At 55.0% G+C, this 17,864-nt stretch carries 11 protein-coding genes; 4 read left to right on the top strand and 7 right to left on the bottom strand.

The window, feature by feature from the left end; translation table 11 throughout:
- Window positions 1-139 precede the first annotated feature (139 nt).
- Window positions 140-1,483 (bottom strand): ABC transporter substrate-binding protein, encoded by a 1,344-nt coding sequence (locus tag LOS79_RS02370; protein WP_315415996.1) that lies wholly within the window; start codon window positions 1,481-1,483, stop codon window positions 140-142.
- A 273-nt stretch (window positions 1,484-1,756) separates the two neighbouring features.
- On the opposite strand from LOS79_RS02370, the gene LOS79_RS02365 reads away from it, so the two are divergent.
- Entirely contained in the window at window positions 1,757-3,535 is a 1,779-nt protein-coding gene (locus LOS79_RS02365; RefSeq protein ID WP_315415994.1) for a sensor histidine kinase, read from the top strand.
- 102 nt (window positions 3,536-3,637) lie between these two features.
- Window positions 3,638-5,269 (top strand): response regulator, encoded by a 1,632-nt coding sequence (locus LOS79_RS02360; protein WP_315415992.1) that lies wholly within the window; start codon window positions 3,638-3,640, stop codon window positions 5,267-5,269.
- A gap of 252 nt (window positions 5,270-5,521) precedes the next feature.
- Here the strand turns inward: LOS79_RS02360 and LOS79_RS02355 are convergent, their stop codons facing one another.
- The 5 genes from LOS79_RS02355 to LOS79_RS02335 all read right to left on the bottom strand — a co-directional run bounded on the left by LOS79_RS02355 (window position 5,522) and on the right by LOS79_RS02335 (window position 12,201).
- Window positions 5,522-6,367 carry a carbohydrate ABC transporter permease gene (locus LOS79_RS02355; protein WP_315415991.1) on the bottom strand — a complete coding sequence of 282 codons (846 nt, stop codon included), beginning with the start codon at window positions 6,365-6,367 and terminating at the stop codon, window positions 5,522-5,524.
- 16 nt (window positions 6,368-6,383) lie between these two features.
- The gene (locus LOS79_RS02350) at window positions 6,384-7,262 is read right to left on the bottom strand and encodes a carbohydrate ABC transporter permease (RefSeq protein ID WP_315415990.1); all 879 of its coding nucleotides are present in this window, start codon (window positions 7,260-7,262) and stop codon (window positions 6,384-6,386) included.
- A gap of 72 nt (window positions 7,263-7,334) precedes the next feature.
- Window positions 7,335-8,654 (bottom strand): ABC transporter substrate-binding protein, encoded by a 1,320-nt coding sequence (locus tag LOS79_RS02345; protein ID WP_315415989.1) that lies wholly within the window; start codon window positions 8,652-8,654, stop codon window positions 7,335-7,337.
- A gap of 603 nt (window positions 8,655-9,257) precedes the next feature.
- Complete coding sequence (locus tag LOS79_RS02340) at window positions 9,258-10,391, bottom strand: response regulator transcription factor (protein WP_315415988.1); 1,134 nt, start codon at window positions 10,389-10,391, stop codon at window positions 9,258-9,260.
- The gene (locus LOS79_RS02335; RefSeq protein WP_315415986.1) at window positions 10,384-12,201 is read right to left on the bottom strand and encodes a cache domain-containing sensor histidine kinase; all 1,818 of its coding nucleotides are present in this window, start codon (window positions 12,199-12,201) and stop codon (window positions 10,384-10,386) included. Before LOS79_RS02335 ends, LOS79_RS02340 begins: the two co-directional genes overlap by 8 nt.
- Window positions 12,202-12,391: 190 nt before the next feature.
- Here LOS79_RS02335 and LOS79_RS02330 point away from each other — a divergent pair, with 190 nt between their 5' ends.
- Both LOS79_RS02330 and LOS79_RS02325 read left to right on the top strand, forming a co-directional pair.
- Window positions 12,392-13,384 (top strand): LacI family DNA-binding transcriptional regulator, encoded by a 993-nt coding sequence (locus LOS79_RS02330; RefSeq protein ID WP_315415985.1) that lies wholly within the window; start codon window positions 12,392-12,394, stop codon window positions 13,382-13,384.
- 124 nt (window positions 13,385-13,508) lie between these two features.
- Entirely contained in the window at window positions 13,509-15,794 is a 2,286-nt protein-coding gene (locus LOS79_RS02325) for an alpha-galactosidase (protein WP_315415984.1), read from the top strand.
- A gap of 361 nt (window positions 15,795-16,155) precedes the next feature.
- On the opposite strand, the gene LOS79_RS02320 is transcribed toward LOS79_RS02325, so the two are convergent.
- Complete coding sequence (locus LOS79_RS02320; protein WP_315415982.1) at window positions 16,156-17,862, bottom strand: glycoside hydrolase family 3 protein; 1,707 nt, start codon at window positions 17,860-17,862, stop codon at window positions 16,156-16,158.
- Between the last annotated feature and the right edge of the window lie 2 nt (window positions 17,863-17,864).

Below are 17,864 nucleotides of genomic sequence, written 5' to 3'. Positions count from 1 at the left end.
TCTGCATTCTTTCTCCTCCAAACCTTCTAAAACTTCCCGGCAACTCTTGGCTTCCTGCACTCCTGTACAGTGTGAAGTATATTTGTTTGTATAAAGGGCGGGCCTTCGCCCGCCCCAGACTTCACAGTCTTACTTCAGGTTAATTGTTTAAAAGCTGTCCTACGCGCTCATTCATGTCCTTGATGCCTTCATCAATGGTAGCGTTCTTGGTCATAATGTTGTCGTGTGCTTCGTTCAGGATTACTTCGATGTCTGCACTCTTTTCATGCATAGGCATTTCCAGATAAGTCTGAACAGTGCTCAGAGCAGCTTTGCTGTTCTCGTCTGCAGGGAAGCCGTCGATGGAAGTGATGGAGTTGATAACTTCATCGTTCTTAATCGCCGGAATCGTACCGGTGGAAGCGATAACCTTCGCACCTTCAGCACCTGTTACGAAGTTCATGAAATCAAGTGCCGCTTCTTTGTGCTTGGACTTCTGGTTTACAGCCAGGGAAGTAATTGTACCCAGTGTAGTACCTGCTTCCACACCATCCGGATGAGGGTATTTCACGATGCCCCATTCAGTAGACTGGGATTCGCCGCTCTTCACTTTCTCGATCTGGGTAGCAATGAACCAGCTGCCCATGTTCATCATGGCAACGGAGTTGTTGTAGAATACGCCGGAGTAGTGTGTGCTGGAAGTCTTCAGTGTAGCGTAATCCATTACAATTCCGTCTTCCTGCTCTTTCAGGATCCGCTCGTAGGTAGGCTTCAGGAAATCATAGTTGCCGCCGACTACAGTGTTCTTGCCGTCAAGAATGCCGAACAGTTGAACCGCGCTGCGCCAAGTATGGTAGTGGGCACCGTATACTTTTTCGGAGCCGCTGCCGGAGGTCATCTTGCGGGCCAGCTCATCATATTGATCGAAGGTCATATCATTGCTTGGATATTCCACACCGGCTTTGTCGAACAAAGCTTTGTTGTAATACACAACCCAGAAGTCACTGCGGAAAGGAAGCGCGTATACATCGTCATTCACTTCAATCTGCTCCACAGTACCGCCGTACACAGAAGGATCAATCGAATTGTCGCTCATGTAAGCCTTTAGCGGCTCCAAGTGGTTCTGCTTTACAAGGTTCGAGTAACCCGGGATATCTTTAATGGTAAGAACGTCCAGATCTGCACCGCCGGAGAGCTGTGTGCTCAGCATCGTCATGTAGTCTGTGGAGCCCAGATCGACATACTCGATCGTTACATTCGGATGTGCTGCTTTATAGGCATCGATCAGCGGTTTGTAGTAAGCGGTTGCTTCCCAGTCCCACAGTGCCCATTTTAATGTTACAGGCTCTTGACTCGGTTCAGCGGAAGCGTTTGCAGCGTTGTTCGCCGCAGGCGCGGTAGTTGCAGCAGCCTCATTATTGCTGTTATTGCCGGAGCACCCGGCCAGCATGCTCACGGAGAGCGCAGTGGCAAGCGTCATGCCGTAGAATCTTTTCATATTCATTTCAATATCCCCTTTTCCTTCTTATGGTCATCCGTGACCGGTTCATCCGGCTACAGTACAAAGTGTAAGCCTTTTCAGAGCCGATTGGGATGCAATTTCAAACACAGATCATTCACTTTTCTGTGCTCTTCGCTCTTCTGCCGGGTTCAAACCTGTAATTTCCTATTCAAAACATGTAAAATTCTCCGCTGATCTCCCTCCTACTGTATAGAAACCCAAGAATATGATAAGGTAGATGAAAACGCTTAATCTATTTTCACCATTTACAAGGGAGTGTTCAAGACGGTTAGAAAATCTACTATTAAAAGCCGCATCATTCTGCTCATGGCCGTATTTGCACTGCTGATCGCTGCGCTGCTGTCTTTTTTCAGCTACGAATTGATTACTTATTATCAGCGCAAAACTACCATTCAGGCGACCGAGTTCAATCTGCAGCTGGTTTCCCATATTATAGAACAGGATTTAATTGATCTGTCTGCGCTGGCGATGACCTGCAGTACGAACTCTTCTACTAATACCCTTATTACAGAGTATTTCGGATCAGCGCAGGCAAGCCCTAAGCAAGCCATTAATGTCTTTAACTCGATGCAGCAGGATTTCCTGAACAACCGCTCCAACAGCTATGCCCGCCGCCTGATTGTTACGGACAGCAACGGAAAGTTCCTGCAGGTGGATAAGACCGGTACCTCCGTTCCGCTTACGATACACAATATCAGTCAAATTACCGGTCTTAGCGACAATGCCGAGGAGAAGTGGGACCGGGTGATCAAGGACCCGCTCTCCAATACGAACGGAATTCCTTTTATTTTTCCGATATACGGCAGAGGGGCAACCCGGGTGGGCACGGTGTACCTGTTAGCGAATACCTCTGTGATTACCGACAAGCTGAAAGGGTACTCCCTGCCGAAGAACTCCCGGCTGCTGCTGACGCTCGGCAATCATCATTATCAGCTGACCGGCGACCAGGTCACCGCTATTACAGAGCCGTATGAACCGGTGGCCTATACCAATGAAAAACCTGTCGGTCCGCAAACCCAGCTGTCTATGGTCAAGCTTGCAAAAGATGAAGAACGCCATATTGTGGTATCTTATCCCGTACGCAGCGGGGTCATTCTGTCACAGACTTTATCGGGTGACCTCTTCGCGCCTAAGGCAAATATATGGATTCTGGTCATGCTCGGCGTTGTCCTGCTGGTCATCGTCTTAAGCGCTATCATTACGCTGTATCTGACCCGAACGATCAGTCTTCCGGTAGAGAAGCTGAAGAAACGTATCGATAAAATCGCCCAGGGCAACTTCCTGATCGACCGCAACATCGAATGGAACAGTGAGCTTGGCGATGTAGGACGGGGAATCAACAGGCTGTCCCAGGATATCGTCGCTCTAATGGACAGCCGGCTCGCGGATGAGAAGCAGAAGCAGGAGCTGGAATACAGGATGCTCCAGAGCCAGATCAATCCGCATTTTCTCTACAACACCCTGAACTCCATTAAATGGATGGCGACGATCCAGAACGCTACAGGTATTGCGGAAATGACGACCTCCCTGTCCAGGCTGCTCCGCAGCATTGCCAAGGACAACCGGCGGCTGATGCCGCTGAAGGATGAGCTGAGCCTGCTGGATGATTATTTCCTGATCCAGAAATACCGCTATGGCAGCACCGTTACCATGGTTCAGGAGATTGAGCACGAAGAGCTGCTTACCGGCCTGATCCCCCGCTTCACGCTTCAGCCGCTGGTGGAGAATGCCATCTTCCACGGTATTGAGCCTAAAGGACGCGGTGATATTATCATCAAGGTGGCCAAAAGCGGATTCGCCGATCTTCTGGTCACGGTTGAAGACAACGGTGTCGGCATGAAGGAGGAGCAAATCTCCACGATTCTGTCTGTTCCGGAGGACGAAGCCAAGGGAATGCTGGAGAATGTCGGGCTGCGCAGCGTGAATGAGCGTCTGCAGCTGGCTTTTGGCGAGAATTACGGCCTCTCCATTGAGAGCAACATCGGCCACTATACTAGAATGAAGCTGCTCCTGCCCTTTCTGCAGCGAGAATAGCTAAATACACCTCCACAAAGTAGAGTATAGCTTCGGGTGATGACTCAGGTACTTTGCGGGGACCCCTTTTCATTTAGCAAACTAAGCAAGGACGTGATGAATATGATCAAATTATTAATTGCAGATGACGAGGCACTGGTCTGTATCGGCCTGCAATCCATGCTCAAATGGGAGCAATACAACATCGAAATTGTCGGCATTGCCCATAACGGCGCCCAGGAGGAAGAGATGATTGACACCCTCCGCCCCGACATTGTAATCAGCGATATCAAAATGCCGATCAAAAGCGGCCTCGAGGTGGCCGCCTCCGTCCGCAAGAAATACGGCCGGCTGCCGCTCTTCATCATGCTGACCAGCTACGAGGAATTCCAGTATGCGCGCGGCGCCATTGAAGTGCAGGCAACTGACTACCTGGTGAAGCTGGAGCTGACGCCGGATGCACTTGCCGAATCGGTCCGCAGAGCCATTACGATGCTTGAGGCTTATCAGACAATGGAGAGCTACCCCAAGCTGATGCACCGCGGCAATCTTCAGGCCCAGCGCGACAAATTCTTCGTCCGCCTGTTCAACAACCTGTTCGAGAACAAGAACCAGTACCTCCTACAGAAGGAGGATCTCGATCTGGATCTGCCTGCACCGGCCTACCTGGTCTGCACCTGCCGGATTCTCGGGCCGGACACCGTGCCGCCGCGCGGTGATAAGCTGGTCGCCCTGTGCTCAAGCACCGTACAAATGGCCAAGGATACGCTCTCCTCAGTTACTCCCTGCTATGTAACGAGTCTGGACCTGCGCAATTTCGCCCTGACTCTGCCTGTGCCGGGAACCGACCCGCAGGCCTGGATGCCGGATATCCAGAAGCTGCTGGCGGATATGGCCTCCGTGCTGCACAACTATTTCAATGTCACGATTATCGGCGCGATCGGCTTTGCCGTGGAGGACCCCTATCTGCTGCGCGAGAGCTATCTGGCCGCCCGGAAGGCACTGCCGGCAGCCGTTAAGGAGCATTCCTTCGTCTTCTTCACGGAGGGCGAGCAGCTGGAGCAGGCGCATCTGCTGTTCGACTTCTCCGAATCGCGCTCAGAGATCCGCCGTGCTTTTGAAGAGATGGATACCCATGCCTTAACCACCATCATCTCCAGGATGATTGAGATCTTCGACGGCCGGTCCGATCTGCTCGTTCCTGCTACTGACGCCGCCTGCAATATCCTGTATATGGCCACCTCGCTGCTTGCGGACGGGGAGAATATTGTGGAGCAGATCTTCGAGCAGGAGCCGGAGGGCTACCGGGCGATTTATCAGATGCATACTATAGAAGAAATCGCCGGCTGGCTGATCCAGTTCCGCGATGGTTGTTCGGATATCCTCTCCAGCCGCAGGCAGAGCTACAAGGAGCAGGTCGTCAAGAATGTCCAGGAGTACATCAAAAGAAATCTCGGCAGCAAGCTGTCGCTTAACCAGGTGGCCGATGTGTTCAACTTCAGTCCCAACTATCTGAGCCATCTGTTCTCCAAGGTCGCCAAAGTGAACTATGTAGAGTATATCACAGAGATCAAAATCACTGCCGCCAAGGAAATGATGGTCCGCGGGGAAGGCCGGATCTACGAGATCTCGCAGAAGCTCGGTTACGAAAGCGCCTTCTATTTCAGCAAGGTCTTCAAAAAGGTGACCGGAATCTCGCCCCGGGATTACATTCAGCAGATTGAGACGGGTACGCAGACGGTGCGGAGTAATTGAAGAGGACGCGCAGAGCTTTGCGGACACAGGAGCCGTTATTAGCCGCTTTCGAGCTCAAAATGACGAAAAACATGTTAGTTAAGGTCCACTGTGTCCGCATAGGCCGCCAACTGGCGGGATTCATCCAAATAACGGCGCTCCGGTCCGCAAGGAATCTGCTTTATGCGCAAAGTGCCCCAAGCAGCCATTAGATGGCGGTTTGGGGCACTTTTTCATTTGTAGCATTATCTGAATTTCGGCAGAAAATACAACCTATCCCTTTACCGCCGAGCCTACGGTCATGGCCCGCTCCACCTGCTCGCTCAGCAGCAGATAGACCAGCACCATCGGTATCGAAGCGATTGTCATAACTGCACCCATCGCTCCCCAGTCCGTGCTGTAGGAGCCCTGGAAGAAGAGCAGCCCGAGCGGCAGTGTCTTCATATTCTCATCCGAGATCAGGATATATGCCAGAGTGAATTCGTTCCAGTTATTGAGGAACTGGAAGATGGCAATCGTAGCGATTGCCGGCAGGGCCAGCGGCAGAATCACCTGGCCGAACAGCCGGTAGATGCTCGCTCCGTCGATGCAGGCCGCCTCCTCAATTTCCCGGGGAATGCTGACCAGGAAGCCGTAGAAAACCATTGTAGAGAACGGCAGCCCGATTGCGATGTAAGGAATGATAAGCGCTCCGAACGTATTGGTCAGATGGAAGTCGCGGACCAGAATCGCCAGCGGAATCATGATCACCTGCAGCGGCATGAACATTCCGACAATCATATACGTTCTGACTGCCGAGCGGAACTTCCACTGCATCCGGGCTACAGCGAAGGCGAACATTAGTGCCAGCAGCAGAATACAGAGTGTAGAGATCGTGGATACGACGAAGCTGTTCAGGAAGTAACGCGGAATGTTGAACTGCGTCCAGGCATTGACGTAATTCTCGAACCGGAAATGCGTCGGCAGGCCGAACGGGTTGGTCACGAAGATTTCGTCATTATTTTTGAGGGAATATGAGATCATCCAGAACAGCGGATAAATCGAGACGATAAAATACAGCCACAGCGGTATTTGCAGCAGAATTTGCCCGATGGACCGGAATGTTGTTTTTGAATTCATGTCGTTCTCCTTTCCATTACACGTTCTGTCCCCGGTCGAATACTTTGTTGATTACAAGCGTTGCTGCCAGTGAGATCATTACGAGCAGCACGGATACGGCGCAGGCATAACCATAGTTGCTCTCCATAAAGGCATAGCGGTAAATCATGAAGGTTAAAGTATAGTTGGTCGTTCCGGGTCCGCCGTTTGTCATAATGAGCATTTGCACAAAAGCCCCGATCCCCGACGTGATGGCGATAGTGAAGCAGAATTTGAATGTCTCCCGCATCAGCGGCAGTGTTACATGCAGGTGAGCCCGCCATTTGCCGCAGCCGTCAATGGTTGCAGCCTCGAAGTAATCCTCCGGCACAGCCTTGACTCCGGCATACAGCAGGGAGAACTGGTAGCCCATGAACTGCCATGCATTGACAAAAGCAATTGCGATAATTGACTGGGTCGGTGATGTGAGCCAGTTCTGGCGGTACGGGATATGCAGCAGCTCGAACAGCTTGTTGACCAGACCGTTCGTCGGATCATACATGGCAATCCACAGCTGGCAGACTACTGTCACTGACAGTACTACCGGAATGAAATACGCCGTCTTCAGCAGCTTGCGTCCTCGGATCTTCGGATTCGCGCAGACGAGCGCCAGAATGGTGCCCAGGCCAATCTGAAATACAGCGAGGACAACGGCGAAGAGCAGCCCGTTCTTCAGTGAGGTAGCCAGCAGCGGATCACTGAACAGCTCGCGGTAGTTGGCCAGCCCCGAGAAGCTTGCCGTGCTCAGCCCGTCCCAGTCATAGAAGCTCCGCAGCACCGTCTGCAGCACAGGATAGATCAGGATGACACTGTAAAGCAATAGAGCAGGGAGCAGAAACAGCGCCAGCGCCGGTTTATTTCCCAAGTATTTGTTCATGACGTTCTTCCCCTCCTTGTTTCATTACAGCCGGACCCCGGGGCGAAGGCCTCAGGGTCCGGCTGCTTAATGCTATTTATTTTCCTTGCCCAGTGTACGGTTAAGGTTGTCCACGAAATTCTGCGCTTTGAAGCCGTCCACCAGCAGATTCTGCGTATTGTCATTAATCGCGTTCTGAATCTGCGTGTTGCTCAGCAGCTTCGCGTATTCCTTGGCGCTCGGCAGCAGCTCATCCGCTACCCGCTGCATCATCACCGGCACGTCGGAAGCAATCGGCTTGTCGGTCTTCGGTGAGATGATCGGGCTGCCCAGCTGCGTATATTTGTACTCAGCGGATTTCGCCGCCAGGAATGCGGCTACCTTGACTGCAGTTTCTTTGTTGCTGCTTGCCGGAGATACAGCATACCCCTGTGGTGAACCGGCACCGTCGATATAGTATTTGGATGCCTCGTAGGTAGCTTCATCCTTGGCAGGCCAGTACATCCAGTCGACCTGGTCGCCAAGCTTCTCAGCCGAGCTGTAAATCTCCCACTGTCCGTTAACGAACATGGCCGATTTGCCCTGATAGAACTGTGAGGAAGCCTGGTCATAGTTTGTATTGGTGGCGTTGGCATCGAACAAGCCGGCTTGCTGCAGCTGTTCGATCTGCTGCGCTGCTGTAACGAATGCCTGCGGCAGCTCCGTCAGCCCCTGCTGATCCAGTGCGCCGAAGCCTGCGGCTTCTTCACGGGTGACAAGGCCGTTATAGAAGGCGGCGCTGATCCATTTCTCTTTTGCAAAAATCGACATCGGCACATATCCGGCCTCCTTCAATTTCACAGCTGCTGCCGCCAGCTCATCAATCGTCTTAATCGGGGTAGCAATGCCCGCTTTATCGAAGATGGTTTTGTTGTAATAGATCAGCTGGAACTCGATTCCTGTATCCGGGTAGGCATACACATGGCCGTCCGGAGCAATCAGGCGGGATTCCACGCCCGGGTTCAGGCTCGCTTTGTATTCCGTTGTGGCTGCATAATCATCCAGAATCTCTACATTCTTCGATTTGGCAAAGGTCTGCAGCGTAGCCCAGTCGGTGAAATAAATATCCGGCATATTGCCTGTAGCCGCGTAAGTCTTCAGCTTCTGGTTGCCGTCTTGTACAGCGGAATCCAGCTCAATCTCCACCTCCGGCATTTCCTTCTTCAGCTCTTCCACCGCGTAGTCGAACGGGCCTTTTGTATCTTCGTCAAAATGCTGGGCATATACCTTCAGCTTGACCGCGCCGCCCTCAGGTGCCGCAGCCGGTTCCGCGCTGTCATTGGTAGCTGCATTGCCTCCGCCGCAGGCCGACAGCAGCAGTGTCATGGAAAGCGTTATCATTAGTGCGCTTAAACGTTTGTGCTGAGCTTTCATTGTGAATCCCCCTTATGCAAGTATGTGTCTTTAGATAAATCTCCGCTTGCTACTCCCACATTATAGCTTCAGTCTGCTGCATATCTTAAGGCACAAAACGGGCCTTATCCGTAAAAATCGGGACAAAACAAGAATCGTAAGGAGAAGGGAAGCGAAGTAGAGTGGAGCTACGGCAGCACTGCGGGCACACTTCACCTGTATAGCCCCGCTCTTAATGTTGTACGTTCTGCAACTTGGACTACTGATTATCGGGCGATTCGCAAGAAATCATGCACGAAATACAACAATCCCCTCATTTATCCATCTGCCCTGGCGGAATTGCTGCCTTTTATACAACAGTCTTTGATTACGGCTCATAACCTGCAGCAAATGTTGTAATTGATACAGGATTTTATAGGTGCAGCCCATAAAATAACCCCACAAAGTGGGGCTTGGCTTCGAAGTTGACTCGGGACTCGGGTATTTTGCTGGCAGACCGAAACAAATACATTCTTATCTATTTAAAAAAGCAGTCCCCTGCCGGGAACCGCCTTTACCGCAGTAGGAAACTCCAGGCGCTTAGGTGACTGATCTTGGCGCTGCACTCCGGCCCCCCGTATCCGGCTACTTCTTAACCAGCTGCTCGTATTCTGTCGGCGTTACGCCGAAGCGCTTTTTGAAGCTTTTGCTGAAGTAATTGGGGTCCGCGTAGCCGACGCTCTCGGATATATCCGCGAGCCGGCGGTTGCCCTCCAGGAGGAGTATACGCGCTTTTTTCATCCGGATATGGGTAATGTGGTCGACGATGGAATACCCCGACTCCTTGCGGAAGATCCGGCGCAGATAGCTGGAATCGACATATACGCCGCTGGCCACCTGCTCTGCCGACAGCTCCGCATCCGCATAATGCTGCCCGATATAGCTGATCGCTGCGGCGAACAGGCTCGAAGCCTTCGTCGGCTTCACATCCTCCGTCAGCTGAATCACCCTGCGGTACAGGGCGATCAGCCATTCTTCGGCTTCCTCCCAGGAAGCGCAGGCCTTCAGCCTGTCATACGGCGCCTTGTCCTCCCCGCTGTCCCAGACCCTGCTGAAGGAGAACCCGCGTTCACCGGCAAAGGTCAGCACCAGTGAGAGCAGCCCCATCATCATGGCATCCGCATATTCATCGCCCCATCTGCTGCCGCGGAGCTGGCGGACCGCCTTGCGCACCTCATCCAGAATATCGGCATCCTTCATGCGCAGCCCCAGCACAATCGCATCACGGATGGAGCTGAGCTCCGCCGGGGCCTGGCCTGCTTGGCCTGCTTGGCTGGACTGCCCGGAAGCCGCAGCACTGCCGCCTTCCTTCGCCTGCCCAGCCGTCTCCTGCTCACGGGACAGCCGGGGCAGCTTCGGCCGGACCCGGCCCAGCATGTCCAGCATCTCTTCCGCGTTGAACGGCTTGAGCAGATAATCCTGCACACCGGTCCGCACTGCTTTTTGCAGATACTCAAATTCATTATGGCCCGATACGAAGACGATTACGATCCGCCCGAACCGGTCCTTCAGCTTCCCGGCCAGCTCGATCCCGTCCATAAACGGCATATTAATATCGATCAGCGCCAGATGCGGCTGATGCTTCTCCGCCTCAAGCAGCGCTTCAAGGCCATCCCGCGCTTCACAGCAGACCTCGAAGCCGTGGCTTTGCCAGTCCATTTTCAACCGCAGATAATCGCGGAACAGCGGCTCATCATCGACAATCATCACCTTATACATCCTGTTCCTCCCTCCTTTCATTCGCCGCACCCGGCAATGACAGCTCAATTACCGTTCCCTCACCGGCAGCACTCCGGACCGTCAGGCCGTATTCCTCCCCGAAATAGAGGCTGAGCCGCTGCCGCACACTGTATGTGCCGATTGACCGGGTCTCATCCCCCTGCGGGCTTCCGCTCATAATGGCGGCAATCCGCTCTTCATCCATGCCGATGCCGTTATCACTCACCTGAACGATCACCCGCCCCTCCAGCCTGTAAGCCCCGATGCGGATGAAGCCCTTGCTGCCCTTCTTCTTCAGCCCGTGATAAATCGCGTTCTCCACCAGCGGCTGCAGCGACAGCTTCGGAATCGGCGTTCCGGACAGCTCAGCCGGGATATCCAGCTCATAGCGGAATACATCCGGGTAACGGATCTGCATAATGGCGAGGTAGTCGTCGGTGATCCGCGCTTCCTTCTCCAGAATAATCAGCTCCCTGCCCTGGTTGAGCACCATCCGGTAGAAATCCGCCAGCGCCTTGGTCGTATCCCGGGCTTCCTCATTACGGTCCAGCTCGTTCAGGACGTAGATCGTATCCAGTGTGTTATATAAAAAATGCGGTTTGATCTGTGCGCTGATCAGCGCCAGCTCATATTCCCGCTTGCGTCTCTGCTCCTCGGTCACTTCACTCAGCAGCTCGCCGACCCGGCCGACCATGAAATTGAAGGCCTCGGCAATCGTTCCGATCTCATCCTCTGTCCGTACAGCAGCTACAGGACGCAGATCGCCGCTCACCACCTGCCGCATCGCCCGGGTCAGCCGTTCCAGCGGGCCGGCCACCATCCGCGACAGAATATTCGCGCCGAAGAGGGAAAAGATCAGGCACAGCGCCCCGACCAGCGCCGTCAGCCGTACGTTCTGCCGGACATCCGCCGTCAGGAGCTTCAGCGAGACCACGTTAATCAGCTCCCAGTCCATCCGCCCGTAATGGCTGACCGTAACCAGATTGCCGTCATCCTTGTAAGAAAAGCTGGCATGCTCACTCCCGCTGTTCCCCGCCCGGATGGCAGCAGCCATCGCCGGCTCAATCGGCTTCAGCAGACTGTCCTTGTCCGCCGCCGCTGCGATCCGGCCCTGTTCATCCATGAAATAATAGGCTTTGGGCGCAGCCGGGTCACTGGACTGCAGAAACGCTGACAGCTGCTCCTCTTTAATCATCAGGAACAAAGTGCCCAGAGTCTCACCGGTGTCGATGTTAATGACCATTTTACCGAGAGTAAGCACCGGAGCGGCCGGATCTGAAGTCAGGTAGTCCCGCTTGTCCATGCCGAACCACTGTGATACCCCGTAGCTCCCGGCCTGCTGCACCCGTTCCAGCATTCCGCTTGCCGCAAGGCCTGCTTCATCACCGCCGGTCGTGTAAGAAGGGTAGATTACACCTTCCTTGCCGACGAAGACCGCTGCATCCACCTCCCGGAAAATCGACAGGTCCGTGGATAAGCGGCTCTGCATAAGGTTCGCAAACCGTACCCGTTCCAGCGGCAATGCCTGTTCACCCGGATAGGATTCGTATAAGCGGTTGATGTTGGTGACCATAATATTGGCAGCTGTCTCCGCACTGCGGAGAATATAATCGGTGCGCGACAGAATCAGCTGGGATTCGTCCGCCACATTGCGTGTCGTCCGGTCGATTAAGGAACGGCTGAATAAATGGCTGGATAATGCGCCCAGAATGAGCAGTGACAGGATCAGCAAGGGAAGAAAGATGGCAATTACCTTGCTTTTGAAGCGCAGCCGGCCGAACCATCTCCCGGCAAATGTTGTCTGTTTCAAGCTTGTTCTCCTCCGGCCTCTAATGAATATTCAACATGTTAACACAATCATCCCAGGTTTAGAAGCTGTCAGCTTCAGCCAGCCTGCCCCTGAAAGCGCATCTAAAATGAAGCTTGAAAGTACGAATGCAAGGTGGTAGGATTAAATTATAGTTTTAGTAAATTTATTAACTAAAAAAGGCGTGAGCAGCTTGGCAACAATTAAAGACATCGCCCGCGAGGCCGGCGTATCCGCCGCAACCGTATCGCGGGTGCTGAATAATGACCTGTCCCTGGCCGTCAGCGAGGATACGCGCACCCGCATATTTGCAGTCGCCGGACAGCTGGGCTACAAGCCTTCCCGCCTGAAGCAAATGAAGCGCGACACCGTGCTCGGCGGCAAGAACATTACGCTGCTGCTCTGGTGCTCTCCCGAGGAAGAGCGGGATGATCCGTATTACGGCTCGATCCGCCGCGGCGTGGAGCTGCGCTGCGAGGAGCTGGGCATCCGGCTGGGCCAGACGCTGCGCGGGCGCGGTGTCCTGCCCCAGCTGCCAGCCGGTGACGGCCTTATCGTCGTCGGCGGCTTCGCCCCCGGGGACTGGGAGCGGCTGCATTCGGACATCAGCACCATCGTACTGGTTGACCAGTACACGGAACGTCCGGAATATGACTCCGTCCGCACGCATTTCCGCCAGGCTGTTAACCAGGCGCTCGGCCATCTGCTGGCGCTGGGCCACCGGGATATCGCCTTCATCGGCGGGGGCGGCGAAGGCGAGCGCCGGGCCCATCATTTCAAGCGGGTCCTGGAGGAACAGGGCTGTTACGACGACGCGCTGATCCGGGCAGGCGGCGGCTGGGGCAGCGCAGACGGCTACCGGATGATGGACGGGCTGCTGGCCGGGGCCAAACGGCCGACCGCCTGCTTCGCCGCCAGCGATCCGCTGGCTGTCGGCGCCCTTCGAGCCCTGCACGACCACGGTGTGCAGGTGCCAGAAGAGATGGCCATCGTCGGCTTCGACGATATTGAGATGGCCGCCTACGTCCAGCCTCCGCTGACAACGGTCCGGGCCTATCCCGAGCAGATGGGCAAGGCAGCTGTCCAGCTCCTGGCCGAGCGGTTCGAAGGCCGGGAGGCGCCTTCGCATACGATCATCGGCACGAAGCTGATTATCCGGGAGACCAGCGGCGGAACGCCGGAATAAGCGGCGGGCGCAGCAGTAGATTATCGAAGTGCATGCGAAGTGTAAGCATTACACAGCACAACAGGTTCGCCCTCCGGACTGCCGGAGTCTATTCCACCTGACATTGACAAGGAGTGTTAAGCACATGAATATTTTTGCAGACGAATCGCAAGGCCTGTTCCATCTTCAATCCAAAGGGACCAGCTACATCATCCAGGTGACTGACGGATATCCCGCCCATGTCTACTGGGGAGCCCAGCTCCGCCATGACAGCAGCCTGAGCGGGGCACTGGAGCTGCGCGAACGCTCCTCCTTCTCCCCGACCCCTCTGTTGTCGAAGACTACACTCTCACTGGATGCGCTGCCGCAGGAATATCCGCAGTACGGCACCAGTGATTTCCGCCGGCCGGCCTATCAGGCGCAGCTTGCTGACGGCACCCGGCTTACCGAGCTGAAATATGCCGGTTATGTCATCACACCGGGCAAGCCGGTGCTTGAAGGACTGCCTGCCGTCTACGCGGAGAATGAAGACGAAGCCCAGACGCTGGAGCTGACCCTGAAGGACGATTACGCCGGTCTGACCGTCACTCTGCTGTATACCGTATTTGCACATCACAGCGCCATTGCCCGTTCGGTCCGCTTCGAGCATCAGGGCGAAGCCCCGCTGCGGCTTGAGCAGGCGCTCAGCGCCTCCGTTGATTTCGCCGACTCGGCTTATGATACGCTGCACCTCAGCGGAGCCTGGGCAAGAGAACGCCATGTCCAGCGCCGTCCGCTCATCCCCGGTGCCGCATTGTCGCTGGAGAGCCGCCGCGGCTCCAGCAGCCATCAGACCAATCCGTTTCTTGCCCTGCTCCGCCACGGTGCAGATGAGCATCAAGGCGATGTGTATGGCTTCAGCCTTGTCTATAGCGGCAGCTTCGCTGCTGCAGCAGAGGTGGAGCAGTTCGGCCAGACCCGCGTAAGCATCGGGATCAACCCGTTTGACTTCTCCTGGCTGCTTGAGCCGGGCCAATCCTTCCAAACCCCGGAGGCGGTACTCGTCTACTCCGGCGAAGGCCTCGGCGGCATGTCCCGTACCTATCACCGGCTGTACCGCACCCGCCTGTGCCGCGGCGTGCACCGCGACCAGGCCCGGCCGATTCTGGTCAACAACTGGGAAGCGACCTACTTCAACTTCGATGCCGACAAAATCGCCGCCATCGCCAAGGAAGCCGGACCGCTCGGCATTGAGCTGTTCGTGCTCGACGACGGCTGGTTCGGCAAGCGTGACTCCGACAACAGCTCGCTCGGCGACTGGTTCGAGGACCGCCGCAAGCTGCCTGAAGGGCTTAATGATCTCGCCGCCCGCGTGAACCGTGAGGGCCTGCAGTTCGGGCTATGGGTGGAGCCGGAGATGATCTCGCCGGACAGCGAGCTGTACCGCAGCCATCCAGACTGGTGTCTGCATGCCGCCGGACGCCGCCGGACCGAAGCCCGCAACCAGCTCATTCTGGATCTCTCGCGCCCTGAAGTATGCGACTACCTGTATGAGACCTTGAGCTCCGTCTTCGCAAGCGCGCCGATTACCTATGTCAAATGGGATATGAACCGCAATATGACTGAGATCGCCTCGGCAAACACCAGCCCTGAGCGGCAAAAAGAAACCGCCCACCGCTACATGCTCGGCCTGTATGATCTGCTGGAGCGCCTGACCTCGCGCTTCCCGGATATTCTGTTCGAGAGCTGCTCCGGCGGCGGCGGCCGCTTCGATCCGGGCATGCTGTTCTACATGCCGCAGACCTGGACCAGCGATGATACCGATGCCATTGAGCGTTTGGCCATCCAGTACGGCACAAGCATCGTCTATCCGGCCAGCAGCATGGGCGCCCATGTCTCTGCTGTACCGAACCATCAGGTCGACCGGATTACCTCCCTGGCAACCCGCGGCGATGTCGCCATGAGCGGCAATTTCGGCTATGAGCTGGATCTTACTAAGTTCACGGATGCCGAGAAGACACTGGCGGCTAAGCAGGTTGCCCAGTACAAGGAGATCCGCACCCTGGTGCAGCAGGGGGATATGTACCGCCTGCAGAGCCCGTTTGAAGGCAGCGGCGATACCGCCTGGATGTTCGTCAGCGAAGACCGGACGGAAGCCTTCGTGGCTTACTTCCGTGTACTCGCCACGCCTAATGCACCGATTACGCGTCTTGCGCTCAAGGGGCTTGATCCTGCGCTCGACTACGTCATCGAGACCGGCGCAGCAGATCAGCCTGCGGGCCACGGCAGTGACGAATCAGCTGCTGCTGATCACAGCACTGAACCGTTCCAGCCGGCATTCGGCGGCACTCCGCTTGGCGGCGACCGCCTGATGACGATCGGCCTCACCGTCTCCGACCTGCGCGGCGACTACGCCAGCTGCACCTTCCGCCTGAGAGCTGTTCAACGTTAAAGCATTACCTTTTCCAAACTAAAAAAAGAAGCGGTTCTCCAAAATTGGAGGATCGCTTCTTGCGTTTCGGGTCTTTTCGTGACGGCTTCAATTCTGGTTCTGTTCATTTTCGTATCCCGCTTAAACAGCGGAGAGGACGGAACGATTGTGGAAAAGCGGCAGCGTTCGCCTTGGTCTCCGGATTTTCACCGCTAAGGGGAATGAAAAAAAATCTGGAGAGCACAGCGATTGGAACAACGGTCCGTTCACGCAGCGTCCATCCAAGTGCTCTAGTTGATCCTGCGCATTATCAAAAGATGTCCCTCTCGGCCATTTCTCGGCTACTTTGGAGACAGCCCCCTTTTATCCTCATCAGCAACCTCTACAGCCGGGTATCCCACATGCCGCAGAAAGGATCAACCGGACTCGTTCCTGTAAAGGCTGAACGCCCCATCAGCTTGTCGATTATCGCTTTTAGCACATGATCATTTGAGTTGTACGCGTTAATGAATGTTTTGACTCTCGGCACATCCAGCAGATGGTAGGGATTCTCCACGGAGATGAATATAGTCGGCACTGTGTTGATATAGACCGGAACGTTGGCTCCCATCGGCTGGGCCCACTCAATCCGCACAGCGGTCTGATTGCTCTTAGTAGACATGTTGGCAAGATAGATGATCAGATCATACTGTCCGGTAATATCCTCCTGCTTGGCCAGCATTCCTTCCCGGCCCTGGGGAGGTAGATACTGAGTTACTTCGAAGCCTTCCCCGGCCAGCAGCTTCCGGAACATGTCCGCCACCCCGGTCCGGACCGAATAGGCAACACCCTCAGCAGCTTCAATATCGTAATATAGAATTCTGCGGTATCTATTCGGAGTAACCGGAAGGACACCGGCTTCTTCCTTAACCAGTGTAACCGCTTTGTCCGCACACTCAGCCGCCCATACCTTGTGCAGGGGCGCACCCAGCACTTCCTTCGCCGCTTCAAGTGAAGGCACCAATTCACCGGCAGCCTGCTTCCGGTGCAGCCTGAGCGAAGCCTTCAGGCCAAGAATCCGGACCAGCGCATCATCCAGACGCTCACGGGTGATAATGCCGTCCTCAATCCCTTTTTTCATATACATATAGTCTTCTTCCAGATTGCGCGTGAACAAAAACATATCGCAGCCGGCCGCAATGGCCTGCGGAACCGCCTGTGCCCGGCTCATCGGAATGGTCATCCCCGCCATGGTGGAAGCATCTGTAACTACCAGGCCGTTGAAACCGAGGCGCTCTTTAAGCAGAGTAGTCGTCAGCTCGTACGACAATGACGCCGGCAGCAGCTCCTCATCCTTCAGCGCCGGATTCAGCCTGCGGCTGTAGGCCGGCTGCATAATATGGCCGATCATGACGGTCATGGCTCCGGCTTCAATACAGGATTTGTAGACCTCACCATATGTAGCATCCCACTGTTCGCAGGTGAGGGAGTTAATGCTGGTTACAAGATGCTGGTCCCGCTCATCCATGCCATCCCCCGGAAAATGCTTGATCGAGGCGGCCACATTATTCTCCTGCACTCCCTTGATATACTGGACGCCCATCCGGCGGACACGCTCAGGGTCTGAGCCGAAGGTGCGGGTATTGGTAATCGGATTGCGGAAATTGTAATCGATATCAATAATCGGGGCAAAAGCCCAGTTACAGCCTACAGCTGCCCCCTCTTGTCCGCAGACGCTTCCCAGCTTGTAGGCCATTTCCTCCTCATCCGTAGCTGCCACCTGCATAACTGAACCAATGGTAGTGCCTTCAGCGGCAATCCCTGTTCCGCCACGCTCCAGATTGGCCGCGATCAGCATAGGAATACGGGAGTTCTCCTGTAAAATCCGCACCGTATCCACCGTCTCGGCTGCAGGCATCGGACGGCACATTAGTCCGCCGGCTTTGTACTTCCGGGCCAGGCTGCCAAGGTAATCCTCATCACTTGTGTAGCTGACCAGACAGAATAATTGTCCGATTTTTTCCTCTTCCGTCAGACTGTCCAGCGTTTCAGCCACCCACGAGATATCCTCATCGCTCAGACAAAACGGCTTTTCTTTTAAATGCTGCATTG

Origin of the sequence: Paenibacillus sp. MMS20-IR301, from assembly GCF_032302195.1 — a bacterium.
In the GTDB taxonomy this organism is placed as follows: Bacteria; Bacillota; Bacilli; order Paenibacillales; family Paenibacillaceae; genus Paenibacillus_AQ.
This window is presented reverse-complemented; position numbering and strand designations above follow the sequence as displayed.

Excerpts from the sequence above, each read along its gene's own strand:
- LOS79_RS02370 (WP_315415996.1), bottom strand. The coding sequence starts at position 1,483 with ATGAATATGAAAAGATTCTACGGCATGACGCTTGCCACTGCGCTCTCC.
- LOS79_RS02360 (WP_315415992.1), top strand. The coding sequence starts at position 3,638 with ATGATCAAATTATTAATTGCAGATGACGAGGCACTGGTCTGTATCGGC.
- LOS79_RS02355 (WP_315415991.1), bottom strand. The coding sequence starts at position 6,367 with ATGAATTCAAAAACAACATTCCGGTCCATCGGGCAAATTCTGCTGCAA.
- LOS79_RS02350 (WP_315415990.1), bottom strand. The coding sequence starts at position 7,262 with ATGAACAAATACTTGGGAAATAAACCGGCGCTGGCGCTGTTTCTGCTC.
- LOS79_RS02345 (WP_315415989.1), bottom strand. The coding sequence starts at position 8,654 with ATGAAAGCTCAGCACAAACGTTTAAGCGCACTAATGATAACGCTTTCC.
- LOS79_RS02340 (WP_315415988.1), bottom strand. The coding sequence starts at position 10,391 with ATGTATAAGGTGATGATTGTCGATGATGAGCCGCTGTTCCGCGATTAT.
- LOS79_RS02325 (WP_315415984.1), top strand. The coding sequence starts at position 13,509 with ATGAATATTTTTGCAGACGAATCGCAAGGCCTGTTCCATCTTCAATCC.
- LOS79_RS02320 (WP_315415982.1), bottom strand. The coding sequence starts at position 17,862 with ATGCAGCATTTAAAAGAAAAGCCGTTTTGTCTGAGCGATGAGGATATC.